The organism is Sulfitobacter sp. 1A13679 (genome assembly GCF_043557115.1).
In the GTDB taxonomy this organism is placed as follows: domain Bacteria; phylum Pseudomonadota; class Alphaproteobacteria; order Rhodobacterales; family Rhodobacteraceae; genus Sulfitobacter; species Sulfitobacter faviae.
The window spans coordinates 14,880-36,857 of sequence record NZ_JBIFFO010000005.1 but is presented as its reverse complement, the minus strand read 5'-3'; the positions used below and the strand labels follow the sequence as shown (position 1 = coordinate 36,857).

Genomic DNA, 21,978 nt, shown 5'->3' with positions numbered 1-21,978 from the left:
GATCAAACATCTCAGGAGTCCCCCATGTCGAACCAACAGAACTGTATTTTGCTGGGCGTTCCGCTGGACAGCGGCAAGCGCCGTCGCGGCTGCCTGATGGGGCCGGACGCCTACCGCACCGCGGGGCTGGAGCGCGCGCTGCGCGACCTCGGCCATAGCGTGACCTACCGCGGCAACGTGGCCCCCGCCCCCTTCCACGCCAAGGAGCACGAGAAGCTGCATGCGCTGGAAGAGACCATCGCCTGGACCGAGAGCCTCGCTGCCGCCGCCGATGCGGCGATGGACGACGGCTTGCCAATCTTCATGGGCGGCGACCACGCGTTGGCGCTCGGCACCGTGCTGGGCGCGATGCGCCACGCCGAGAAGGCGGGCCGCCCGCTCTTCGTGCTCTGGCTCGATGCGCATACGGATTTCCACACGCCCCAGACCAGCGACAGCGGCAATCTGCATGGCACGCCTTTGGGCTATGTCACCGGGCGCGAGGGGTTTGACGGCTTCCCAAAAATCGACAGCCCCCTGCCCCATGACAATATCGCCATGATCGGGCTGCGCTCCGTCGATGCCGCCGAACGTGCCGCCTTGCAGGAAACCACCGTCACCTACGTCGACATGCGCGAGATCGATGAGAGCGGCATCGCCAAGCCGCTGCAACGTTTCCTCGACAAGGTCGCCGCGGCGGGCGGGATGCTGCATGTCTCGCTCGATGTCGATTTCCTCGACCCATCGGTCGCGCCCGCCGTGGGCACCACCGTGCCGGGCGGTGCCACCGTGCGCGAGGGCCATCTGGTGATGGAGATGCTCTCGGACAGCGGTCTTATGACCTCGCTCGATCTGGTCGAGTTGAACCCCTTCCTCGATGAGCGCGGGCGCACCGCGCAGCTGATGGTCGACCTCACCGCCTCGGCCTTTGGCCGCCGCGTCTTTGACCGCCCCACACGCGCATATTGATTGGAGACCCCAAGATGACCAACCTCAAACCCTCCGACAAGGCGCTGGTGCCTTTCGTTTCCGTCGACCAGATGATGAAGCTGATCCACCATGTTGGCGTCGAAGAGATGCTGCGCGGGCTGGCCGACTACATCGAAGCCGATTTCAAACGTTGGGAGCTTTTCGACAAGACCCCGCGCGTGGCGAGCCATTCCGAGAAGGGCGTGATCGAATTGATGCCGACCTCTGACGGCGATGTTTACGGTTTCAAATACGTCAACGGCCATCCCGACAATACCAAGACTGGCTTCCAGACCGTCACCGCCTTTGGCCTTTTGGCCAATGTGGCCAACGGCTACCCGGTGCTGCTGACCGAGATGACGATCCTCACCGCCCTGCGCACGGCGGCGACCTCGGCGGTGGTGGCGCGGCTGCTGGCGCCCAAGGGCAGCCGGGTCATGGCGATGATCGGCAACGGCGCGCAGTCCGAGTTCCAAAGCTTCGCCATGAAGGCGATCTGCGGCGTGGACGAGGTGCGGCTTTACGACATCGACCGCGCGGCGACCGCGAAATGCGCGCGCAATCTGGCGGGCTCGGGGCTGAAGGTCGTGGAATGCGACACCGCCGAAGACGCGATCATGGGCGCGCAGATCATCACCACCTGCACCGCGGACAAGCAATATGCCACGATCCTGACCGACAATATGGTCGGCTCCGGCGTGCATATCAACGCGATCGGCGGCGACTGTCCGGGCAAGACGGAACTGGCGCCCGCGATCCTGCACCGTTCGGCCATCTTCGTGGAATACCCCGAGCAGACTCGCATCGAGGGCGAAATCCAGCAGCTTGAGCCTGACCACCCGGTGACCGAGATCTGGCAGGTGCTGACCGGTCAGGCAGAGGGCCGCCGCGATGCGCAACAGATCACCCTGTTCGACTCCGTGGGCTTCGCGATCGAAGATTTCTCGGCCCTGCGCTATGTCCGCGACCAGATTGCCGAAACCGGGCTGTTCCAGCCGCTCGACCTTCTGGCCGACCCGGATGATCCGCGCGACCTGTTTGGCATGCTGCAACGCGCGGGTTGAGTGTTTGGGGCCGCCGTTCTTCCGCGGCGGCCTCTACCCTTTCGTCACGTCATGGGCATAGAGCCAATCGAAGGCCCGCAGCATGGCACCGGGGGCCAGCGCTGAGGCGATGCGCAGGCCGGTATGGGCGGCAAAGCGGATCGGACCTGAGCGCAGGTGATAGCGGGTGGCGTTGCCCTCGGAGGTTTTCACGATGCGCCGCGCCCGGTCGATACGCGCGGCCTGATAGGCGATGAGGGCGGCGTCGCGAGGATGGCGGGTCAGGCAATCGGCCAAAACCCATGCATCCTCCAACGCCATATTCGCTCCCTGCGCCAAGAAGGGCAGCGTCGGATGGGCCGCATCGCCCAAAAGCGCAACACCCTCCGCCTGCCAATCGGCGGCGACGGGGTGGTGGTGCAGCCCCCAGAGGGTCACGTCCTGCACCACCTCCAGCATCTGCGCGGCCTCACCGCCGAAACCGGCAAAGGCGCGGCGCAGGTTGGCGGGATCGTCGCGATGGTGCCAGCCCTCGGCGGCCCAATCGTCACGCTCTTCCACGGCCACGAGGTTGACCATACGCCCCTCGCGCAGCGGATAGCTGACCAGATGTTTCCCCGGCCCCATGGTGACCCGCGCCTCGGGTAAATGATTGACCACGTTGGGAATGAGCGCCCGCCATGCGACCTGCCCCGAGAAACGGGCCTGATCCGCCCCGTTCAACTGCACCCGCCCGACCGAATGGATGCCATCGGCGGCCACCACAAGCTCTGCCCGCCGCCGCCCGCCGCGGGCCATCTGTACCTGCGGCAGCGCACCGGGATGGATGGAGGCGACCTGCGCATCAGTCTCGAAACTAACATTGGCGCGCTGTGCGGCCTCGCGCAGAAGGTCGATCAGATCGGCACGGTGGAGGAAATAATAACGCTGGTCCTCCGGCAGGCGGGTCAGGTCCAGCCGCGCCACTTGGCCGCCTTTGGCATAATCGCAAAGCCGTACCGCCTGCCCGCGCACCGCACCGCGTGCCGCCAACCCACGCTCAAGCCCCAACCCGCGCAGGACGGCGAGGCCATTGGGGCTGATCTGAAGCCCGGCACCGATCTCGGAAAAGCGCGCGGCCTGTTCGAGCAGGGTCACGGCGACGCCCCGCCGCGCCAGTGCCGTGGCCAGCGCCAGCCCGCCGATACCGCCGCCCACGACAATCGCATTGGAAGGTTTCATTCGCGCCCCAACCACAAACGCCGAAGCAGTTGCCCCGGCGCGTGATGTTTCAGGTGATGTCAGTCGTCGCGGTGGACTTTCTCGCGCCGCTCGTGACGCTCTTGCGCCTCAAGGGTCATGGTGGCGATGGGCCGCGCGTCCAGCCGTTTGAGCGAGATCGGATCGCCGGTGACCATGCAGTAACCGAACTCTCCCTCGTCGATCCGCCGCAGCGCCGCGTCGATCTTGCCGACCAGTTTACGCGCCCGATCCCGGGTGCGCAGTTCCAAAGCGCGGTCGGTCTCTTCCGAGGCGCGGTCGGTCACGTCCGGGATGTTCCGGGTGCCGTCTTGCAGTGTTTCGATGGTGTCGCGGCTGCCTGCCAACAGTTCCGCTTTCCAGTTGATCAGCTTGCGCCGAAAGTACTCAAGCTGACGGTCATTCATGAATGGCTCGTCCTCGGCCGGACGATAGTCGTCCGGCAGGAAGATTTCCTGCTTCATTTGTTTTTCCCCGGCGTTTTTCAATTCAGACATTAAAAAGGCCTGTCTCCCGACATCGTCCCCTGCCGCAGCGTCTATCTGAGCGGGTAACAATTGTCACTACACAATCCCTTTGATTTTTGGTTAAAGGCCAAGGATCAAGCGCCCGTCACACGAGGTTGAAAACAAGATGAAATTCCAAGGCACCAAAGACTACGTCGCCACCGATGACCTGAAAATTGCCGTCAATGCGGCGGTGACGCTGGAGCGGCCATTGCTGGTGAAGGGCGAGCCCGGCACCGGCAAGACCGAGTTGGCGCGGCAGGTCAGCGACGCTTTGGGCCTGCGCATGATCGAATGGAACATCAAATCGACCACCCGCGCACAGCAGGGCCTGTACGAGTATGACGCCGTGAACCGTCTGCGCGACAGCCAGTTGGGCGACGAGCGGGTTCATGACGTGAAGAACTACATCCGCAAGGGCAAGCTTTGGCAGGCTTTCGAGGCGGACGAGAAGGTCGTGCTGCTGATCGACGAGATCGACAAGGCCGACATCGAGTTTCCCAACGACCTGTTGCAGGAACTCGATAAGATGGAATTCTTCGTTTATGAGACGGGTGAGACGATCCGGGCCAAGCAGCGCCCCATCGTCATCATCACCTCGAACAACGAAAAAGAACTGCCCGACGCCTTCCTGCGCCGCTGTTTCTTCCACTACATTCAATTCCCCGACATGGAGACGCTGAAACAGATCGTCGAAGTGCACCATCCGGGCATCAAGCAACAGCTTCTGACCACCGCGCTGACGCAGTTCTACGAGATCCGCGAACAGCAGGGGCTGAAGAAGAAACCCTCGACCTCCGAAGTGCTGGACTGGCTGAAACTGCTGCTGGCCGAGGATATGGACGCCGAAGATCTGGCCAAGGACGGCCCCAACGCCCTGCCCAAGCTGCATGGCGCGCTGTTGAAGAACGAACAGGACGTGCATCTGTTCGAGCGGCTGGCCTTCATGGCGCGTCGCCAGCGGTAGGGCGGCAACACAAATGCCACTTTACGTCAAAAGCGGGTATTTTCCTCGCTTTTGATTTTTCGCCTGCCTAGGCTGAGGTCAATCACGGGCGCAAAGACCCGGGTTGAAACGACCGATGGGGCAGGCAGATGCAAGGACAATCAGCAACCGCGCCACGCGCATATTGGGATAGAGCAGCCCACGCAGGGAGGCAGAGAGGCCCGGGCGCATGGGGCCCCGGCGCATGAGACGCAGCGTGAAGGCGCGGCTGATCCTGCCGCTGATGCTGCTGCTGAACGCCTGCGTGCCCGCCTCGCATTCCGAAGTGGCAACCCGTGCGGTCATCGCCGACAGCACCCTGCCCCCGATGAAACAGTTCACCCAAGCCCGCCCCGCTCAGCCGCATGTGTCGAATGCCGCGCTGGCGGAGGATTTCCTCGACCTGTCCTTCCGGATGGAAAGTGGCCGCGCCCTGCCCGTTCTGACCCGTTTCGAGGGGCCGATCACCCTGCGCGTGCTGGGCCAGCCGCCCGCCACGCTGGGGCCGGACCTTGCGCGACTGCTGGCCCGTCTGCGCCGCGAGGCCGGGATCGAACTGCGTGAGGTCACGGGCGGAGAGGCAAGCATCACCATTCAAGCGGTGAACCGCAGCCAGATCCGGCGGCTCTTGCCGCAGGCGGCCTGTTTCGTAGTGCCAAACGTCAGCACGCTTGAGGAATACCGCCGCGCGCGCCGCTCGCCCGCCACCGATTGGACCCGCCTGACCGAGCGGCGCAAGCTGGCGATCTTCCTGCCCAATGACGTGAGCCCGCAGGAAAGCCGCGACTGCCTGCATGAGGAACTGGCCCAAGCGCTTGGGCCGCTGAACGATCTCTACCGCCTGCCGGATTCGGTGTTTAACGACGACAATGTGCATACGGTGCTGACCGGTTTCGACATGCTGGTGCTGCGCATCTATTATGACCCCGCGCTGCGCTCGGGCATGAACCGCGAGGAGGTGGCCGCCCGTCTGCCGGGCATTCTGGCCCGGGTGAACCCCGCAGGCGGCACCGTCGCCCCCCGCCCCGCCCGCGCCACGCCGCAGGTCTGGAGCCGCGCGATCCAAACCGCCCTTGGCCGCGACGTGGGCCGCAACGCCCGGCTGAAGGCCGCCCGCGATGCGCTGCGCATCGCCGAGACGCAGGGCTGGCAGGACAACCGCCACGCCTTTTCGCATTACGCCATGGGCCGGGTCATCCAGATGACCGAACCCGCCGCCGCACAGGCGCATTACCAAACCGCCGACGCCCTCTATGCCCGCACCCCCGGCACCACGCTGCACCGCGCCTATGTCGCCACCCAGCGAGCAGGCTATGCGGTGACCATCGGCGACGGCGCAGGCGCGCTGGCGCTGATCGCGCCGCATCTGCCCGTGGCCGAAGCCAGCGAAAACGCCGCCCTTCTGGCCACACTCATGCTGCTCAAGGCCGAAGCGTTGGAGATCGAAGGCCGCGGCATTGAGGCGCGCCGCGTCAGGCTGGACAGCATCGGCTGGGCGCGATACGGCTTTGGCCCTGACTGGGCCGTGCGGGCCAAGCTGCGCGAGATCGCAAGCCTAAACCCGCGCAATGGATAGGCCCGCAAAACAAACGGGCAATAGGTTATGATAGCACTCGGATTGGCATTGATCGGCGCGATTATCGGCGGGCTGACCGCGCGCAAACGCGGCGGCAACCGCAAGGACATCGCGCAATATGCCGCGGGCTATGGCATGGCCTTTCTCATCGTCGGCATGATCGCCACGGTTCTGCTGGACCGCGCATTGAGCGTCTGATGTTTCTGCCCTTCTTCGATCAGCTGCGCCGCCACAATGTCCCGGTCTCCCTGCGGGAATTTCTGGCCTTTCTCGAAGGTATGAAAGCGGGGCTTGCGACCTATGACGTTGAGGCGTTTTACTATCTCGCCCGTGTGTCGATGGTCAAAGATGAGCGCAACATCGACAAGTTCGACCGCGCCTTCGCCGCCGCCTTCAAAGGGTTGGAGAAGATCAGCCTCGACGATGTGCTCGACGCCGTGGACCTGCCCGAAGACTGGCTGCGCAAGATGGCCGAAAAGCACCTCACGCCTGAGGAAAAGGCCGAGATCGAAGCCATGGGCGGTTTCGACAAGCTGATGGAGACGCTGAAAAAGCGGCTGGAGGAACAGAAGGGCCGGCATCAGGGCGGCTCCAAATGGGTCGGCACGGCGGGCACCTCGCCCTTCGGCGCCTATGGCTACAATCCCGAGGGCGTGCGGATCGGCCAGAAGGAAAGCCGCCACCAACGCGCGGTCAAGGTCTGGGATAAGCGCGAATTCCGCAACCTCGACGACAATGTCGAGATCGGCACCCGCAATATTAAACTGGCGCTGAAACGCCTGCGCCGTTGGGCGCGCGATGGCGCGGCAGAGGAGTTTGACCTCAACGGCACGATCCGCGCCACGGCGGAACATGGCTATCTCGACGTTAAAACCCGGCCCGAGCGGCGCAATGCGGTGAAAGTGCTGCTGTTTCTCGACATCGGCGGTTCGATGGATCCGCATGTGAAAGTGGTCGAGGAACTCTTCAGCGCCGCGAAAGGTGAGTTCAAGCATCTCGGACATTTCTACTTCCACAATTGTCTCTACGAAGGCGTGTGGCGCGACAACCGCCGCCGCTGGGATGCGCAGATCCCCACCCATGAGGTGCTGCGCAGCTATGGCTCTGACTACAAATGCATTTTCGTGGGCGATGCCAGCATGTCGCCCTATGAGATCGCCTATCCGGGCGGCGCGAATGAGCACTGGAATGCCGAGGCGGGAGCCACATGGCTGGCGCGTGCGCGGGACCAATGGCCGAACCACCTGTGGATCAACCCCGTCCCCGAACGGCAGTGGGGCTACACCCAATCCATCGCCATGATCCAAGAGATTTTCGGCCCCGAGGCAATGGTGCCCATGACGCTCGAAGGGTTGAGCCGTGGCATTAAGACCATGACGCGCTGACCCCTTCCTTGACAGCCTGCCGCGCCGCGCCACCTCAGGGGGCGAAGGCAAGCAATGTGGAAGGAAATAGAATGTCCCCGATCATCAAATCCGGCAGCGCGAAATGGGAAGGCTCGCTCAAAGAGGGCAATGGCCATGTCTCGACCGAAAGCGGCGTGCTGTCCGACCAGCCCTATGGCTTCAACACCCGTTTCGAAGGCAAGCAAGGCACCAACCCCGAAGAGTTGATCGGTGCGGCCCATGCCTCCTGCTTTTCCATGGCCCTGTCGATGATCCTCGGGCAAAGCGACCTGACGCCCGACAGTATCGAGACCAAGGCAGAGGTCCATCTGGAAGAGAAAGACGGCGGCTTTCATGTGCCCAAGGTGCATCTGACGGTTGAGGCCAGCATCCCCGGCGCGAGCCAAGAGGACTTCGACAAGGCGGCGAAAACCGCCAAGGAGAACTGCCCGATCTCTAAGCTGCTGACGGCAGAGATCACGATGGACGCGAAACTCGTCTGATCGCCAAGAATACGACCGGGGCGCAGGCCATGGCCGCTTGCCCCCGGTCCCCCCGCTCCCCATATTGAGCGCATGATCCGCGTTATCCCCATCCTTCTCGCCATCCTCTATGCGCTGGCGATGTACCGTTTCTCGGCTTGGCGCACGGCGCGGGAGTTGGATGCGAAATCGACGCCGCTGGTCGATCCGAAGTTAAACGAGATCAGCAACCGCATGGCCCGCGCGCTCGACCTGCCGCGCATCAAGGTGCATCTTTATGAGATCGAACCCGTAAACGGGCTGGCGGCCCCCGATGGGCGGATTTTCATCACCCGCGGCTTCTACAACAAATTCCGCCAAGGTGCTGTAACGGCTGAAGAATTGGCAAGCGTCATCGCCCATGAATTGGGCCATGTCGCGCTTGGCCATTCGCGCCGCCGGATGATTGATTTCTCGGGCCAAAACGCCCTGCGCACGGCCCTTGCGATGGTGCTCGGGCGGCTCATTCCCGGCATCGGCGTCTGGATCGCCAGCGGGCTGACCAGCCTGCTTGCCGCGCGGCTGTCGCGTAACGATGAATATGAGGCCGACGCCTATGCCGCCGCCCTGCTCACCAAGGCCGGGATCGGCATTGGCCCGCAAATCTCCCTGTTTGAAAAACTCGACGCGCTGAGCCAATCTGGCGGCAACCGTCCGCCTGCGTGGTTGCTGAGCCATCCAAAGACGGAAGAGCGGATCGACAAGCTGCGCCAGATGCAGTTGCGGTGGGACGGCTGACCTAGCCCAAAGCCTTTGCCAGCCTCGGCAGCCGCGCCTTTTTCAGCAGCGCGCGCATTTCCCATGGCTCACCGGAAAGCCGCCGCGCCTCTTGCAGAACGGCTTCGGCCACGGGGGCGACCATCTCCGGCGTCGCCTGCCAGATGCCATGCAGGTAGCTGTCGGGATCGGCCCGGCTCAGCCCCTCTTCGGCGAGGATTTGGCGCGGGAAGTCCTTGGCGTTCAGCGTCAGGATCATATCGGCACTGCTGGCCACGGCGACGGCCAACACATGGATGTCATTCTCATCCGGCAGCCAAAGCCGCGCTTGCAGACCGGGGGAAGCCTCGCGCTCGGCCCCCGGCCATTTGCCGCGCAACAGCGCAATCTCGGCCCGTGCCTGCGCTTCGCCCGCGGGGCCAAGCTTGACCGCCGCGCGGGCCCATTCCTCCAAGATACGCGCCGACCAAATCGGCTCGAACGCGCCCCCTGCGGCCACGCCGAGCACCATTTCGCGCATCACCGTGGGGTAAAGCACGCAAGCGTCGATCAGCACGCGGGGGCGCGCTTTCATCACAGGCGGAAGAACAGCGATTTGAGGTAGCCGCTTTCCGCAAGCTGCGGCAGTTGCGGGTGGTCCGCCCCGGCGAAGCCGGTGTGCAGCAGCATGGCGCGGCGTCCGGCCCGACCGATGCCGCGCACCGAAGCAGTGCGGAATTGGTTCAGATCAGCGGCGTGTGAGCAGGAGCAGAGCCCCAGAATGCCATTCTCTGCCACCAGCTGCGCAGAGAGCCGCGCGACGCGTTCATAGGCACGAAGCCCTGCGTCAACCGCTTGGCGCGAGGGGGCAAAGGCGGGCGGGTCGCAGATCACCACGTCGAAAGTCTCGCCCTCGTCCCGCAGGGCGGTGAGCACGTCGAAAGCATCCCCTTGGCGGGTGGCGAAACGGTCTTGCATGCCCATCGCCGTCGCCCCGGCCTCGGCCAGTTCCAGCGCGGGGGCGGAGCCGTCCACCGCCAGCGCCGAGGACGCGCCGCCCGCAAGTGCTGCGAGGGAGAAGCCGCCGACATGAGAGAAGACATCAAGCACCCGCGCACCATTTCGCGCAAGATTGGCGGCAAAGGCGTGGTTCGGGCGCTGGTCATAGAACAGGCCGGTTTTCTGCCCGCCGGTGAGGTCGGCCATATAGGTCGCGCCATTCATCGGCACCGGCAGCGGCCCCTCGGGCGCTTCGCCCGCCAACGTGGACGAGGCATCGTCGAGCCCTTCGAGCTTGCGGGTCCGGCCTGAGGCGTTTTTGAGTACGTTGTGCACGCCCGTCACGGATTGCAGCGCGGCGACGAGCGGTTCGATCAGCGCATCGGCCCAAGCGGCATTGGGTTGGATCACACAGGTATCGCCGAAACGGTCGATGATGACACCCGGCAGGCCATCGGCCTCGGCGTGGATCAGGCGGTAATAGGGTTGATCGTAAAGCTGGCTGCGCAGTTGAAGGGCGCGATCGAGGCGGGCTTCGAACCAGGCCTGATCGATCTGCGTCTCGGCGTCTTGGTCGATCATCCGGGCGATGATCTTGGAATTCGGATTGACCGCGACCAGCCCCATGGGCTTGCGCTCGGCATCCTCCAACAGCGCCAGCGTGCCGGGGGCGAGCCCGCGCGTGCGGCGGTCGGTGACCAATTCATTGGCATAGACCCAAGGAAAGCCGTGGCGGATGGCGCGGGCGTTGGCCTTGGGCAATAGGCGCACCACGGGACGTGTGGCAGGCTGCGGGGCGGAGGGGGTTTGGGGCGTTGTCATAGCGCCCCTCGTACTGCGTTCGCGCGGCTGGGGAAAGAGGTTTCGCAAGCCCCGATCGGCGGTCAGTTGCGCGCCCTGCCCCGCCAGCCGCCCCGGCGGCGCGGGGTGGTCAGCGTCGTTTGCCCCTCGCGCAGCACTTGGGTCATCGGGTGATCGGCGGTGGCGCGGTGTTGTTCCAGCAATCGGGTAATGGCGGCGCTGCTGTCGTGTCCGTCGGGCAGGCTCAGGGCCCAGTCGAGAAAGATGCTGCGGCATTCGGCGGCACCGATCCCCTCCATCCGGTAGGATTCGCGGATCAGGCCCTTTGGGTCATCGGGATCGCTCATGCTTCCTCCTGCCCCGCCGCTGGCAGCGCTGCGTCGATGATCTCGGCAGCCGTCGCGTAATCCTCCTGCATCTTGCGCTCCAACGCCGAGAGGTCGTCGCAGGCTAGCACACGGCAAAGGAAGCTTGCCCCCGCCTGCCCCATCGCCCCTGCCTCGATCGGATTGGCCGAGAGCAGCCGCGCGGCGCAGTTCAGGGTCCAAGCGTCGGTATAGGCGGCGGAGAGGGTCGCCTCCCCTTCGGTGTCGATCACCCCTTCGTCGCGCGCGGCGGCAAGGCCCGCGTCGATCTCACGCGCGCCAGTGCCGCCGATGAGCGCCCCCGCCTGCGCGAAAAGTTCGATATCCTGCAATCGGCCCGCGCCGGTCTTGGCGTCGAGCGGCCCGCTGGGGCTTCGGGCGGCGGCAATGCGGCGGCGCATCTTGGCGACCTCGCTCAGCACCTTGTCGCGCGGGGCGGCACGGCCAAGGATATCTTTGCAGAGCGCTTCGACATCACGGCCCAGATCCTCGGCCCCCGCGATCACCCGCGCGCGGGTGAGGGCCAGATGCTCCCACACCCACGCCTGCTCTTTCTGATAGCTTTCAAAACTGGCGAGACTGGTCGCCACCGGTCCCTGATTTCCCGAAGGGCGCAGGCGCATGTCGATGTCATAAAGCTTGCCTTGGGCCATCGGCGCGGTCATCGCGGTGATCATCGCTTGGGTCAGCCGCGCGTAATAGCTGCGCGTGGCGAGGGGCTTGGGGCCATCGGAACTCTCCACCCCATCGGCGTCATAGATCACCAGCATATCGAGGTCCGAAGTCGGCGTGAGCCGCCCGGCCCCGAGCGAGCCCATGCCAAGGATCACCGCCCCGCGCCCCGGCGGCGGGCCATGGCGGGTAGCGAATTGATCGACGACCACGGGCCAGAGCGCCTGCAAAACGGCTTGGGCAAGCTCGGCATACTGCCGCCCGGCGGTGGCCGCGTCGATCAACCCGCGCAGCAGATGCACGCCGATCCGAAAATGCCATTCGCGCGCCCAACGGCGGGTGCCGTCAAGGCGCAATTCATAGTCCGCCTCCCCCGCCAGATGCTGCGCCAGCATCTCGGTCAGTTTGGTCTGGCCCGGCCAGTCCGAGAAGAAATCCCCACCGATCACCGCGTCGAAAACGCCGGAGTTGCGCGACAGATGCGTGGCAAGCGCGGGCGATGTGGCGACGATGTCCACCAAGAGATCGCCCAGTTGCGGATTGGCCCGCAAAAGCGAGAAGAGCTGCACCCCGGCGGGCAGCCCCGCGAGAAAACCGTCAAAGGCCAAAAGCCCCTCATCCGGCTTGGCGGATTGCGCCAGACGGTCGAGCAGCAGTGGCTTCAGCCGCCCGAAAATATCCGCCCCCCGTTCCGAGCGCAGCGCGGGATAGCTGGGCCAGCGGTCCAGCACCGACGTGTCGAATTGATGCGCCGGGCGGGCGGCTTCGGGCTCTTCCCTCGTGGCGGCAAAAAAGCTCTCGATCAGGTCGTGTACGGCTTGCAGACGTTCATGAAGATCGGCATGTAAGTCTTTGACATCCATATCCATCATGGCGGCCAGCCGGTCAAAATCGGCGTCGTTTCGGGGCAGCGTGTGGGTCTGGGCGTCCTGCACCATTTGCAATCGGTGCTCGACCGTGCGATGCGCGCGGTAGTGATCGCCAAGCGTCTCGGCCACCTCCTCGGGCACCCAGCCCTTCTCGGCCAGCACGCGCAATCCCGCCATCGTCCCCCGGGGCCGCAGGTCCGCATCCCGGCCCCCGGCGATGAGCTGCCGGGTCTGGGTGAAAAACTCGATCTCGCGGATGCCGCCCCGGCCCAGTTTCATGTCATGGCCCGGCAGGGTGATCGGGCCGCCCAAGCCCTTGTGCTCACGGATCGCCAGCCGCATGTCATGGGCGTCTTGGATCGCGGCGAAATCCAGATGACGGCGCCAGACGAAGGGGCGAAGCGATTGCAAAAACGCCTCGCCCGCCGCGATGTCGCCCACTGCGGGGCGGGCCTTGATATAGGCCGCGCGCTCCCATGTGCGGCCAAGGCTTTCGTAGTAGCGCTCCGCCGCCTCCATCGCGATGCAGACGGGGGTGACCGCCGGGTCGGGGCGCAGGCGTAGGTCGGTGCGGAAGACATAGCCTTGGGCAGTATTCTCGCTCAGCGTGGCAGACATGGCGCGCGTGCCTTTGACGAAGGCACTGCGGGCGGCGTGGAAATCATCGGGCGCGAAACGGCTTTCGTCGAAAAGGCAAATCAGGTCGATGTCGGAGGAATAGTTCAGCTCCCCCGCGCCCATCTTGCCCATGGCAAAGACGACCATGCCGGCGCAATCGGAAAGATCGTCCATCGTCATGCCCGGCAGCTTGCCGCGTTTGATCTGTGCCGCCAGCCCCGCCCGCAGGGCCGCGCCGCAGGCGGCATCGGCGTAATCCGTCAGCGCACCTGTCACCTCTTCCAGCGACCATGCCCCGCCCAGATCGGCCAGCGCGGTCAGCAGAGCCATGCGCCGCTTGCCCTGCCGCAGCCCATCGGCAAGCCGGTCAGGGGCCAGTTCCGCCGCTGCCGCGCAATTCTCGGCCAGAGCGGCTTCGGGATTGGCCACCGCCGCGCTCAGCCAGCCCGCCTCTTTCTCCAAAAGCGCCATCAAATAGGGCGCGGTCGAGGCCGCAGCCGAGATCATTTCGCGCAACTCCGGCGCGAGATCGGGCAGCAGCGCCGCCGCATCCTGCGCACGTTCGCGGTGGTAGACACGGGGGGAACGGGTGATCCGGGCGGCGAGAGATGGGTCTGTCATGGGGCCAGCTTTGCGGGCTGATCCAAGCGGCGTCAATGGGGGTTGCGGCAGGGCACGGGCTTGCTACGACTTTGGCGCGCGCCCTGAGGGGGCGCGATGCGACAAGGGGCAGAGAATGAGCAAGAGTTTGAAACGGGTCCGCGCCACGCTGGAGGCCGAAGGGGTGACGCCGGAAATCCGCGAAACGGCTTTGGCGCGGACGGCGGTGGATGCGGCCACGGCGCTTGATTGCGCGGTCGACCAGATCGCGAAATCGATCGTTCTGCGCGGCGAAGACAGTGGGGCGGCGCTGCTCTTCATCACCGCGGGCGCGCAGCAGGTCGATCTAGAACAGGCCGCAGCGCTTGCCGGGGAGCCTTTGGGCAAGGCCGATGCCGCGCTGGTCCGAGCGCAGACCGGCTTTGCCATCGGCGGCGTCGCGCCTTTGGGGCATATCACGCCGCCGCGCGCTTGGTTTGACCGCAACCTGCTGCAATTCCCGCTGGTCTGGGCCGCTGCGGGCACGCCGCATCACGTTTTCTGTCTTGAACCGCAGAGAATGGCGCAGCTTTCGGGCGCGCAAGTCGCTGATTTCACTGTCGCTTCCTAAATAATGTAAAAAACATTCACATAGCCCCTTGCGAAACGGGTTCGGCGTTCCGATCTATTCAATGTGAAAGACATTCACATTATCCGAAACGCCCGGGCCGGCGACAGGCCCGTCACGACCGAAAGGCTCAACAATGACGACAGTGACCACCGACCCGACCTATTCCCCCCGCGGCAGCTGGCTGGCCCGGACCGAAGCGTGGATGGACGCGCGTGGCAAAGGCGCATGGATCGCCGCCATGGTCCTTGGCTTCATCTTCTTCTGGCCCCTCGGCCTCGCCCTTCTCGCCTATATGACTTGGAGCAAACGCATGTTCTCTTCGAAATCTTGCAGCCACAAATCCAACCGCGCGATGATGTCGCGCAGCACCGGCAACCGCGCCTTCGACGCCTATAAGGCCGACACCCTGCGCCGTTTGGAGGAAGAGCAGCACAACTTCGAAGCCTTCCTTGAGCGTCTGCGCGAGGCCAAGGACAAGGCCGAGTTCGACCAGTTCATGGACGAGCGTGCCAAGCGGGACGAAACGGCTACAAACGCCTGATCGCACCCTGACCCCCGCCCCCCCGGCATCCCGCCCGGGGGGCCTTTCGCAGGACAAGACATGACCCAGACCCCAGACCCCGACCTACACCCGCAATTCTATGACGGCATCGCTGGCAAGCGGCTGCTGGCTTGGGTCATCGATGTGACCCTTGTCTTGCTCTTTTGCGTGCTGATCCTGCCGTTCACGGCCTTTACGGGGCTGTTCTTTTTCCCCTTCCTGACGCTGGTGGTGGGCTTTGCCTACCGGGTTGCCACGCTGACCAGCGGCTCGGCCACATGGGGGATGCGCCTGATGGCGATGGAGCTGCGCGACCACCGCGACCGGCCCTTTGATTTCATGACCGCGCTTTTGCATACTATCGGCTATTCGCTGTCGATGACGGTCACGATCATTCAGGTCGTCTCGGCCGTGTTGATCTGCACCACCGCCCGCCGGCAGAGCCTCACGGACATGGCGCTTGGCACCGTGCCGGTGAACCGCCGCCTCAGCCGCTAGGGCATCACGCAAATTTGCCCTTGGCGCAGCGGGGGGTGGTTGATAGCATCCCCCGATAAATGCTGGAAGCCCATGCGACATACACTGCCTTTGACACCACAATTCTATGTCACAGCGCCGCAACCCTGCCCCTATCTGGAAGGCCGGATGGAGCGCAAGCTGTTCACCGCCCTTCAGGGCGATAATGCCGCACGCCTGAATGACAGCCTGTCGAGCCAAGGCTTCCGCCGCTCGCAAAATGTTCTGTACCGCCCCTCCTGCGCTGATTGCGCCGCTTGTCTTTCCGCGCGGATCGACGTGGCCGCCTTTCGCCCCAGCAAAAGCCAGCGCCGCATCCTGAAGCGCAACGCGGGGCTGGAACGCCGCGCGACATCGCCTTGGGCCACGGAAGAGCAATATGACCTTTTCCGCAGCTACCTCGACAGCCGCCATGCGGATGGGGGCATGGCGGATATGGATGTGTTCGAATTCGCTGCCATGATCGAGGAAACGCCGATCCGCAGCCGGGTGATAGAATATACCGACCCCGAGGCCGACAATGCCCTCGTCGGCGTCTGCCTGACCGATGTGCTGGGCGACGGGGTGAGCATGGTCTATTCCTTCTACACCCCCGACCGGCCCCGCAACGGGCTGGGCAATTACATTATCCTCGACCATATCGAAATCGCCCGCGCGGCGGGGCTGCCTTATGTCTATCTGGGCTATTGGGTGCCCGGCAGCCAGAAGATGGGGTATAAGGCTAAATTCTCGGGGCTAGAGGTCTATATGGGCGGGCAGTGGCAAAAGTTGCGCGATCCTGAGGGTTTCGTGCCCGACCAGCACCCGCTCAGCAACGATCCCATCGCCGAACAGGTGGCCAATATTACCCTGCCGGATGTCAGCCCGCGCTGAGAAAACCTATTGATTTTGGCACTATTAACGGGCGGCCCCTTGGGCGGCCCGTTTTGCTTTGTGCGATACCGTGCCGGAAATGCAGGAAAGTACGCCACGCCGATCAAATCTTTCCGAAAATAACCAAGATGAGACGCATTGCGAAATAAACCTACAAACAATCCCGCCCGGCGCACAAGATTTTCGCCATTTCTCTGTTGACGCCCCTCTTTCCCCCTCCTAATCTCACGCCACGCTTAAAGGACCCTTAAGATGACCGACCTAGTCATTATTGTAAGACACACGCGCATGGGCCGGTAACGGTAGACCATAATCCTTCCCATGCGCCCCCGTCAGACCGGGGGTTTTTTTATGCCAATCGCAATAACCTGCCTTACGGAGCACCCAAGATGAAACGCCAGATGACCGGAGCGAAAATGATCGTCCAAGCCCTGATTGACCAGGGTGTGGACACCGTCTTTGGATATCCCGGTGGCGCGGTGCTACCGATCTACGACGAGGTCTTTCAGCAGAATTCGATCAAGCACGTTCTGGTGCGCCATGAGCAAGGGGCGGTGCACGCCGCCGAAGGCTATGCCCGTTCCACTGGGAAGCCGGGCGTTGTGCTGGTGACCTCCGGCCCTGGTGCCACGAATGCGGTCACGGGCCTTACGGATGCGCTGCTCGACTCCATTCCGCTGGTGGTGCTGACCGGTCAGGTGCCGACCTTCATGATCGGCTCCGACGCCTTTCAAGAGGCCGACACCGTGGGCATCACCCGCCCCTGCACCAAGCACAACTGGCTGGTGAAAGAGACCGACACCCTTGGCGCCACTCTGCACGAGGCCTTCCATGTCGCCACCCATGGCCGCCCTGGCCCGGTGCTGATCGACATCCCCAAGGACGTGCAATTCGCCACTGGCCACTACGAGTCCCCCAAACCCTCCACCTCGCGCTATCAGCCTCAGGTCAAGGGCGACATGGCCGAGATCACCGAACTGGTCGCGGCGATGGAGACGGCGAAGCGTCCGATTTTCTACACCGGCGGCGGGGTCATCAACTCCGGCCCGGCGGCGAGCCAGTTGCTGCGCGAATTGGTCGATGCCACCGGCTTTCCCATCACCTCCACCCTGATGGGCCTCGGCGCCTACCCGGCGTCGGGTGACAAATGGCTTGGGATGCTCGGGATGCACGGGCTCTACGAGGCCAATATGGCGATGCATGACTGCGACCTGATGATCAACATCGGCGCGCGGTTCGATGACCGGATCACCGGCGTGATCGACAGTTTCAGCCCGAAATCCACCAAGGCGCATATCGACATCGACCCATCGTCGATCAACAAGGTGATCCGCATCGACATTCCGATCGTCGGCGATGTGGCCCATGTGCTCGAAGATCTGCTGAAGGTCTGGAAATCGCGCGGCCGCAAAACCAATAGCGAGGCGGTGGCGAAATGGTGGCAGCAGATCGAAGAATGGCGCAGCATCGACTGCCTCAAGTTCAACCAGACCGGCAAGGTGATCAAACCGCAGCACGCGCTGGCACGGCTCGAAGCGCTGACCAAGGATCATGACCGCTATATTACCACCGAAGTGGGCCAGCACCAAATGTGGGCCGCGCAATACCTCGGCTTTGAGGAGCCGAACCGCTGGATGACCTCGGGCGGCCTTGGCACCATGGGCTATGGTTTCCCCGCCTCCATCGGCGTGCAGATGGCCCACCCCGAGGCACTGGTGATCAATGTGGCGGGTGAAGCCTCGTGGCTGATGAACATGCAGGAAATGGGCACGGCGATGCAATTCGGCCTGCCGGTGAAACAGTTCATCCTCAACAACGAACGGCTCGGCATGGTGCGCCAGTGGCAGGAACTGCTGCATGGTGAGCGCTATTCGCAAAGCTGGTCCGAAGCCCTGCCCGATTTCGTCAAACTGGCCGAAGCCTTTGGCGCCAAGGGGATCATCTGCTCGGACCCCGATGACCTTGATGATGCGATCATGGAGATGATCAACCACGACGGGCCGGTGATCTTTGACTGTCTGGTCGAGAAGCATGAGAACTGCTTCCCGATGATCCCAAGCGGCAAGGCGCATAACGAAATGCTGTTGCCCGGCGATCATGAGACTCAAGGTGTGATCGACGCAAAAGGATCGGTGTTGGTGTAACCCGTTTTCTTTAAAAGAAAACGTCCCGGAAATTGTTGAAGTTTCCGGCGAAGATGAAGAAGGACGAAGACATGGCTGCCCTAAAAATCAAAAAAGGTGCGACCTCGCATTCCGCCTATAACCTACGGCCCAACTTCTCGGATGTGGTTGAAAAACACACGCTGGCCGTGCTGGTCGAGAACGAGCCCGGCGCGCTGGCGCGGGTGATCGGCCTGTTCTCAGGCCGGGGGTACAATATCGACAGTCTGACCGTGGCCGAGGTGGACCACACCGGGCATCTGTCGCGCATCACCATCGTCACCAGCGGCACGCCGCAGGTGATCGAGCAGATCAAGGCGCAGGTCGGTCGCATCGTGCCGGTGCATGAGGTGCATGACCTCACCGTCGAAGGGCCAAGCGTGGAGCGGGAACTGGCGATTTTCAAAGTCGTCGGCAAGGGCGAGCATCGGGTCGAAGCATTGCGGCTGGCAGATATCTTCCGCGCCAATGTGGTCGACAGCACGCTCGAAAGCTTTGTTTTCGAGATCACCGGCGCGCCCGACAAGATCGACGCTTTCGCCGAGTTGATGCGCCCGCTGGGGCTGGCTGATGTCGCCCGCACCGGCGTGGCCGCCCTCGCCCGTGGTGTCTGACACGCGGGGCGTTTAAGCTTTCAGCTGGGCCGCGCGGAATTGGCGCGGTCCGGGCTTGGCGGTAAAGGGGATGATCTGGGCGCCTTGCTGGCGCTTTCCCTCTGCCTCCGGCTCTGCCGCCACGGGGTTATCTTGCCGCAGCGCCTCGGGCAGATGCGAAGCCGCTTTCTCCTGCACCAGCCGGGGGTTGTCCGCGATACGCAGCTTGCGATGTACTGAGACGTCGAACTGCACCATATCGCCCGTGTCAAACCCCGCCCCCTGCCCGACACGGATCGCCGGCTCTTCGTAATAGGCAAGATCGCCTTGATCTTCGCACCAGAAAACCGCTTTTCCGGCGCTATTATCGCTCCACAGAACTACACCAATCATAGTACACCCCGCTTTCGATGTTTGTTCTCCATTCTGCGACAATCGAAAGGGGTGCAACATAGATTAAAATGCAACGTCCGCTTGCATTTTGTGTCGGTTCCAGTAGGGTCAGCTACAAATCAGCGTCAGCTTTGACGCGCCTTCGCGTCAGTCTGTTAACCATCTGGCCATAACGGCTTTTATTCTAAGGCCGCGACGCAAATCAGAACGAGGCTGCATGTCCGCTCCCAACCGCTCCCCCTCTGAACTTCGTAGCATGTTCGGCGCCAATCTGCGCCAGTTGGCAGCGGATTACCCCTCGATCTCTGACCTTGCCCGGCAGCTTGGCATCAATCGCACGCAATTCAACCGCTACCTCTCGGGCGAAAGCTTCCCCCGGCCCGATGTACTGGCCCGGATCTGCCGCTTTTTCGAGATCGACGCGCGGGTGCTGCTGGAGCCGGTAACCGAGATTTCCCTGAACCAAGATCCGATCAACAACAGCTTCTTGCGCGACTTTCTGGGCACCGGGGTTCAGAACGTGCCCGAGGCGGATTTCCCAAGCGGTTTTTACCGTTTCGCGCGGCGGTCTTTTCTGGATCAGGACAGGTTCGTGACCGGCGTGGTTTTTATCACGCGCCATGGCAGCAGCACCTTCCTGCGCGGCTATGAGAGTGCGCCATCGCTGCGCGCACAAGAGCTGCCGACCAACCCGATGGCGCGGGAATATCGCGGCATCGTCTCACGACAAGAGAATGGGGTTTCCATCGTCGTTTCGCGGCGTCGCACGCTGACCGGGTCGTTCAACTACCTCAACCGCGTCGCCTCTTTCGAGAATAACTTTTGGGTGGGCTACGTCACCCGCACCGCCCCCGAAAGCGCCGCGGGCACGCGGGTGACCCGGCTGACCTATGAGTATATCGGCAGAGACCCCAAAACCGTTCTGCCCGCCGCGCGGCAGGCGGGGTTCACCGACATCGACGCGCTGATGCCCTACCACCGCCGCCTGCTTCAGCCCGACGCGCCCTTTAACTGAGCCCCGCTAGAGCTGGGGCGGCTGCGCCTGCGGATAGCCCGTCGCCTCATGCCAACCTTGGGCCAATTGGAGCAGACGCGCGTCACTGCCGCGCCTGCCGATCAGTTGCAGACCCAAGGGCAGACCGCGCGCGTCGAAACCCGCGGGGATGTTGACCACCGGCAGGCCAATCAGGCTGGCCGGGACCACCACCTGCATCCAACGGTGATAGGTATCCAACGGCTGGCCGTCGATCTCAGTCGGGTGCACCTGTTCGACTGCAAAGGGCCAGACCTGCGCCGAGGGCAGCACCAGCACATCGACTTCCTCAAAAAGAGCATCCGCCGCGCGGAACCAATCGGAGCGGATGCTACTGGCACGCTGGATGTCAGAGGCCGAGAACCCCTGCCCCCGTGCGACCTCCCATTGCGCGGCGGGTTTCAGCCCCTCGCGCCGAGCGGGGTCGTCATAGATCGTCCCGAGAGAGGCCGCCACGGCAAAGGACCGCAGGGTGATCCAGCTTTCCCACATGGCCTCCGCATCAAAGGGTGCCGCCAAAGGCGTGACCGCATGGCCGAGGTCGGCCAAGTGCTTCAGCGCCGCCTCGCTATGGTCGATGATCCCCGGCGCACAGGGGAAGGCACCGCCCCAGTCACCCAGCCAGCCGATCCGCTGGGGGGCCAATGCCGCGTCGATCTGCGGCGCGGTGTCGGGTGTGGACCGGGTCAGCGGCTCGCGCGGATCATAGCCCGTCATCACGTCCAGCAGGGCGGCAAGGTCACGCGGGCTGCGCGCCATCGGCCCCAAGGTCGAAAGCTGGTGCAGAAAGAGATCGCCGTCATTGCCCGAAGGCACCGTGCCCCAGCTGGGCCGCATGCCGTAGACGTTGTTCCACCCCGCCGGATTGCGCAGGGAGCCCATCATGTCCGACCCATCGGCAACGGCGACCATCCGCGCCGCGAGCGCCGCCGCCGCCCCGCCAGAGGAGCCGCCAGCCGAGCGACCGAGGTCATAGGGGTTGCAGGTCGCCCCATGCACCGGGTTAAACGTATGGCTGCCAAGGCCAAACTCCGGGGTGTTGGTCTTGCCAATCACAATCGCCCCGGCGGCCCGTAGACGGGCCACCGCCGGGTGATCCCGCGTGGCCGGGGCCGCGCCGAACAGCGGCGAGCCCTGCGAGGTGGGCAGTCCTTCCGCATCCGCCAAATCCTTGATCGCCATGGGAATGCCGTGCAGCCAGCCCTTGCGTGGGGCCGCGTCAGCGGCCTCAGCCTCGGCCAGCAAAGCGTCGCGATCGCGGAGGGAGACGACGGCATTCACCCTGCCGTTCACCGCCTCGATCCGGGCCAATGTCGCCTGCATCAACTCGACCGCGGAGATCTTTCGCGCGGCCAGTGCCTCAGACAGTTCTGAGGCGTCCCAATTTAGCAATTCCATCATGTCCCCCTATTGATCACTGTCATTCCATGAAGG

Annotated in this window: 23 protein-coding genes; 15 read left to right on the top strand and 8 right to left on the bottom strand. The window is 63.7% G+C overall.

From position 1 onward, the window contains the following. The first annotated feature begins 24 nt into the window (after nt 1-24). The gene (gene rocF / locus ACGYLA_RS05565) at nt 25-948 is read left to right on the top strand and encodes an arginase (RefSeq protein ID WP_394430966.1); all 924 of its coding nucleotides are present in this window, start codon (nt 25-27) and stop codon (nt 946-948) included. Between the two features lie 14 nt (nt 949-962). Further along, the gene (locus ACGYLA_RS05560) at nt 963-2,012 is read left to right on the top strand and encodes an ornithine cyclodeaminase (RefSeq protein ID WP_394430964.1); all 1,050 of its coding nucleotides are present in this window, start codon (nt 963-965) and stop codon (nt 2,010-2,012) included. A 33-nt stretch (nt 2,013-2,045) separates the two neighbouring features. Here ACGYLA_RS05560 and ACGYLA_RS05555 read toward each other — a convergent pair whose 3' ends face one another. Both ACGYLA_RS05555 and dksA read right to left on the bottom strand, forming a co-directional pair. Further along, nucleotides 2,046-3,212, bottom strand: a complete 1,167-nt coding sequence (locus ACGYLA_RS05555; protein WP_394430962.1) for an FAD-dependent monooxygenase — start codon at nt 3,210-3,212, stop codon at nt 2,046-2,048. A 59-nt stretch (nt 3,213-3,271) separates the two neighbouring features. Then, the gene (gene dksA, locus ACGYLA_RS05550; protein WP_067262021.1) at nt 3,272-3,694 is read right to left on the bottom strand and encodes an RNA polymerase-binding protein DksA; all 423 of its coding nucleotides are present in this window, start codon (nt 3,692-3,694) and stop codon (nt 3,272-3,274) included. 169 nt (nt 3,695-3,863) lie between these two features. On the opposite strand from dksA, the gene ACGYLA_RS05545 reads away from it, so the two are divergent. From ACGYLA_RS05545 to ACGYLA_RS05520, 6 genes are all read left to right on the top strand, one after another. Continuing rightward, nucleotides 3,864-4,703 (top strand): AAA family ATPase, encoded by an 840-nt coding sequence (locus ACGYLA_RS05545; protein ID WP_394430960.1) that lies wholly within the window; start codon nt 3,864-3,866, stop codon nt 4,701-4,703. Nucleotides 4,704-4,926: 223 nt separating this feature from the next. Next, nucleotides 4,927-6,297: a DUF2927 domain-containing protein gene (locus ACGYLA_RS05540; RefSeq protein WP_394430958.1), complete on the top strand. Its 1,371-nt coding sequence runs from the start codon at nt 4,927-4,929 to the stop codon at nt 6,295-6,297. A 27-nt stretch (nt 6,298-6,324) separates the two neighbouring features. Continuing rightward, entirely contained in the window at nt 6,325-6,495 is a 171-nt protein-coding gene (locus tag ACGYLA_RS05535; RefSeq protein ID WP_067262001.1) for an apolipoprotein acyltransferase, read from the top strand. Next, the gene (locus tag ACGYLA_RS05530) at nt 6,495-7,682 is read left to right on the top strand and encodes a VWA domain-containing protein (RefSeq protein ID WP_394430956.1); all 1,188 of its coding nucleotides are present in this window, start codon (nt 6,495-6,497) and stop codon (nt 7,680-7,682) included. The genes ACGYLA_RS05535 and ACGYLA_RS05530 overlap by 1 nt, the downstream gene beginning before the upstream one ends. A 71-nt stretch (nt 7,683-7,753) precedes the next feature. Continuing rightward, nucleotides 7,754-8,185 (top strand): OsmC family protein, encoded by a 432-nt coding sequence (locus ACGYLA_RS05525; protein WP_394407430.1) that lies wholly within the window; start codon nt 7,754-7,756, stop codon nt 8,183-8,185. A 72-nt stretch (nt 8,186-8,257) separates the two neighbouring features. Then, a complete protein-coding gene (locus ACGYLA_RS05520; RefSeq protein WP_271693509.1) occupies nt 8,258-8,941 on the top strand; it encodes a M48 family metalloprotease in 684 nt (227 codons plus the stop codon). A 1-nt stretch (nt 8,942) separates the two neighbouring features. Here ACGYLA_RS05520 and ACGYLA_RS05515 read toward each other — a convergent pair whose 3' ends face one another. From ACGYLA_RS05515 to ACGYLA_RS05500, 4 genes are all read right to left on the bottom strand, one after another. Continuing rightward, nucleotides 8,943-9,494, bottom strand: coding sequence for an RSP_2648 family PIN domain-containing protein (locus ACGYLA_RS05515; RefSeq protein ID WP_394430954.1), 552 nt, complete (start codon nt 9,492-9,494; stop codon nt 8,943-8,945). Beyond that, entirely contained in the window at nt 9,494-10,720 is a 1,227-nt protein-coding gene (locus tag ACGYLA_RS05510; protein ID WP_394430952.1) for an RSP_2647 family RNA methyltransferase, read from the bottom strand. Before ACGYLA_RS05510 ends, ACGYLA_RS05515 begins: the two co-directional genes overlap by 1 nt. 62 nt (nt 10,721-10,782) lie before the next feature. Next, on the bottom strand, nt 10,783-11,046 hold the full coding sequence (locus tag ACGYLA_RS05505) for a hypothetical protein (RefSeq protein ID WP_394430950.1): 264 nt from the start codon (nt 11,044-11,046) through the stop codon (nt 10,783-10,785). Continuing rightward, nucleotides 11,043-13,844, bottom strand: coding sequence for a glutamine-synthetase adenylyltransferase (locus ACGYLA_RS05500; RefSeq protein ID WP_394430948.1), 2,802 nt, complete (start codon nt 13,842-13,844; stop codon nt 11,043-11,045). The genes ACGYLA_RS05505 and ACGYLA_RS05500 overlap by 4 nt, the downstream gene beginning before the upstream one ends. 115 nt (nt 13,845-13,959) lie before the next feature. On the opposite strand from ACGYLA_RS05500, the gene ACGYLA_RS05495 reads away from it, so the two are divergent. From ACGYLA_RS05495 to ilvN, 6 genes are all read left to right on the top strand, one after another. Further along, nucleotides 13,960-14,433 (top strand): YbaK/EbsC family protein, encoded by a 474-nt coding sequence (locus ACGYLA_RS05495; RefSeq protein WP_394430946.1) that lies wholly within the window; start codon nt 13,960-13,962, stop codon nt 14,431-14,433. 133 nt (nt 14,434-14,566) lie between these two features. Continuing rightward, nucleotides 14,567-14,974 carry a DUF2852 domain-containing protein gene (locus ACGYLA_RS05490; RefSeq protein WP_394430944.1) on the top strand — a complete coding sequence of 136 codons (408 nt, stop codon included), beginning with the start codon at nt 14,567-14,569 and terminating at the stop codon, nt 14,972-14,974. Nucleotides 14,975-15,034: 60 nt separating this feature from the next. Continuing rightward, nucleotides 15,035-15,472, top strand: coding sequence for an RDD family protein (locus tag ACGYLA_RS05485; protein ID WP_067268666.1), 438 nt, complete (start codon nt 15,035-15,037; stop codon nt 15,470-15,472). A 72-nt stretch (nt 15,473-15,544) separates the two neighbouring features. Next, nucleotides 15,545-16,363, top strand: coding sequence for an arginyltransferase (locus ACGYLA_RS05480; protein ID WP_394430942.1), 819 nt, complete (start codon nt 15,545-15,547; stop codon nt 16,361-16,363). Between the two features lie 389 nt (nt 16,364-16,752). Continuing rightward, entirely contained in the window at nt 16,753-18,507 is a 1,755-nt protein-coding gene (locus ACGYLA_RS05475) for an acetolactate synthase 3 large subunit (RefSeq protein WP_394430940.1), read from the top strand. Between the two features lie 71 nt (nt 18,508-18,578). Beyond that, nucleotides 18,579-19,139 (top strand): acetolactate synthase small subunit, encoded by a 561-nt coding sequence (gene ilvN / locus ACGYLA_RS05470; RefSeq protein ID WP_067268661.1) that lies wholly within the window; start codon nt 18,579-18,581, stop codon nt 19,137-19,139. A gap of 12 nt (nt 19,140-19,151) precedes the next feature. Here ilvN and ACGYLA_RS05465 read toward each other — a convergent pair whose 3' ends face one another. Next, nucleotides 19,152-19,511, bottom strand: a complete 360-nt coding sequence (locus ACGYLA_RS05465) for a hypothetical protein (RefSeq protein WP_394430938.1) — start codon at nt 19,509-19,511, stop codon at nt 19,152-19,154. Between the two features lie 217 nt (nt 19,512-19,728). On the opposite strand from ACGYLA_RS05465, the gene ACGYLA_RS05460 reads away from it, so the two are divergent. After that, nucleotides 19,729-20,526 carry a helix-turn-helix domain-containing protein gene (locus tag ACGYLA_RS05460; protein WP_271693498.1) on the top strand — a complete coding sequence of 266 codons (798 nt, stop codon included), beginning with the start codon at nt 19,729-19,731 and terminating at the stop codon, nt 20,524-20,526. A 6-nt stretch (nt 20,527-20,532) separates the two neighbouring features. On the opposite strand, the gene ACGYLA_RS05455 is transcribed toward ACGYLA_RS05460, so the two are convergent. After that, nucleotides 20,533-21,942: an amidase gene (locus ACGYLA_RS05455; RefSeq protein WP_394430935.1), complete on the bottom strand. Its 1,410-nt coding sequence runs from the start codon at nt 21,940-21,942 to the stop codon at nt 20,533-20,535. Nucleotides 21,943-21,978: the final 36 nt, after the last annotated feature.

What these genes read in the sequence shown, in the direction of transcription:
- rocF (WP_394430966.1), top strand. Translation starts at nt 25, where the DNA reads ATGTCGAACCAACAGAACTGTATTTTGCTGGGCGTTCCGCTGGACAGC.
- ACGYLA_RS05560 (WP_394430964.1), top strand. Translation starts at nt 963, where the DNA reads ATGACCAACCTCAAACCCTCCGACAAGGCGCTGGTGCCTTTCGTTTCC.
- ACGYLA_RS05555 (WP_394430962.1), bottom strand. Translation starts at nt 3,212, where the DNA reads ATGAAACCTTCCAATGCGATTGTCGTGGGCGGCGGTATCGGCGGGCTG.
- dksA (WP_067262021.1), bottom strand. Translation starts at nt 3,694, where the DNA reads ATGAAGCAGGAAATCTTCCTGCCGGACGACTATCGTCCGGCCGAGGAC.
- ACGYLA_RS05545 (WP_394430960.1), top strand. Translation starts at nt 3,864, where the DNA reads ATGAAATTCCAAGGCACCAAAGACTACGTCGCCACCGATGACCTGAAA.
- ACGYLA_RS05540 (WP_394430958.1), top strand. Translation starts at nt 4,927, where the DNA reads ATGAGACGCAGCGTGAAGGCGCGGCTGATCCTGCCGCTGATGCTGCTG.
- ACGYLA_RS05535 (WP_067262001.1), top strand. Translation starts at nt 6,325, where the DNA reads ATGATAGCACTCGGATTGGCATTGATCGGCGCGATTATCGGCGGGCTG.
- ACGYLA_RS05530 (WP_394430956.1), top strand. Translation starts at nt 6,495, where the DNA reads ATGTTTCTGCCCTTCTTCGATCAGCTGCGCCGCCACAATGTCCCGGTC.
- ACGYLA_RS05525 (WP_394407430.1), top strand. Translation starts at nt 7,754, where the DNA reads ATGTCCCCGATCATCAAATCCGGCAGCGCGAAATGGGAAGGCTCGCTC.
- ACGYLA_RS05520 (WP_271693509.1), top strand. Translation starts at nt 8,258, where the DNA reads ATGATCCGCGTTATCCCCATCCTTCTCGCCATCCTCTATGCGCTGGCG.
- ACGYLA_RS05515 (WP_394430954.1), bottom strand. Translation starts at nt 9,494, where the DNA reads ATGAAAGCGCGCCCCCGCGTGCTGATCGACGCTTGCGTGCTTTACCCC.
- ACGYLA_RS05510 (WP_394430952.1), bottom strand. Translation starts at nt 10,720, where the DNA reads ATGACAACGCCCCAAACCCCCTCCGCCCCGCAGCCTGCCACACGTCCC.
- ACGYLA_RS05505 (WP_394430950.1), bottom strand. Translation starts at nt 11,046, where the DNA reads ATGAGCGATCCCGATGACCCAAAGGGCCTGATCCGCGAATCCTACCGG.
- ACGYLA_RS05500 (WP_394430948.1), bottom strand. Translation starts at nt 13,844, where the DNA reads ATGACAGACCCATCTCTCGCCGCCCGGATCACCCGTTCCCCCCGTGTC.
- ACGYLA_RS05495 (WP_394430946.1), top strand. Translation starts at nt 13,960, where the DNA reads ATGAGCAAGAGTTTGAAACGGGTCCGCGCCACGCTGGAGGCCGAAGGG.
- ACGYLA_RS05490 (WP_394430944.1), top strand. Translation starts at nt 14,567, where the DNA reads ATGACGACAGTGACCACCGACCCGACCTATTCCCCCCGCGGCAGCTGG.
- ACGYLA_RS05485 (WP_067268666.1), top strand. Translation starts at nt 15,035, where the DNA reads ATGACCCAGACCCCAGACCCCGACCTACACCCGCAATTCTATGACGGC.
- ACGYLA_RS05480 (WP_394430942.1), top strand. Translation starts at nt 15,545, where the DNA reads ATGCGACATACACTGCCTTTGACACCACAATTCTATGTCACAGCGCCG.
- ACGYLA_RS05475 (WP_394430940.1), top strand. Translation starts at nt 16,753, where the DNA reads ATGAAACGCCAGATGACCGGAGCGAAAATGATCGTCCAAGCCCTGATT.
- ilvN (WP_067268661.1), top strand. Translation starts at nt 18,579, where the DNA reads ATGGCTGCCCTAAAAATCAAAAAAGGTGCGACCTCGCATTCCGCCTAT.
- ACGYLA_RS05465 (WP_394430938.1), bottom strand. Translation starts at nt 19,511, where the DNA reads ATGATTGGTGTAGTTCTGTGGAGCGATAATAGCGCCGGAAAAGCGGTT.
- ACGYLA_RS05460 (WP_271693498.1), top strand. Translation starts at nt 19,729, where the DNA reads ATGTCCGCTCCCAACCGCTCCCCCTCTGAACTTCGTAGCATGTTCGGC.
- ACGYLA_RS05455 (WP_394430935.1), bottom strand. Translation starts at nt 21,942, where the DNA reads ATGGAATTGCTAAATTGGGACGCCTCAGAACTGTCTGAGGCACTGGCC.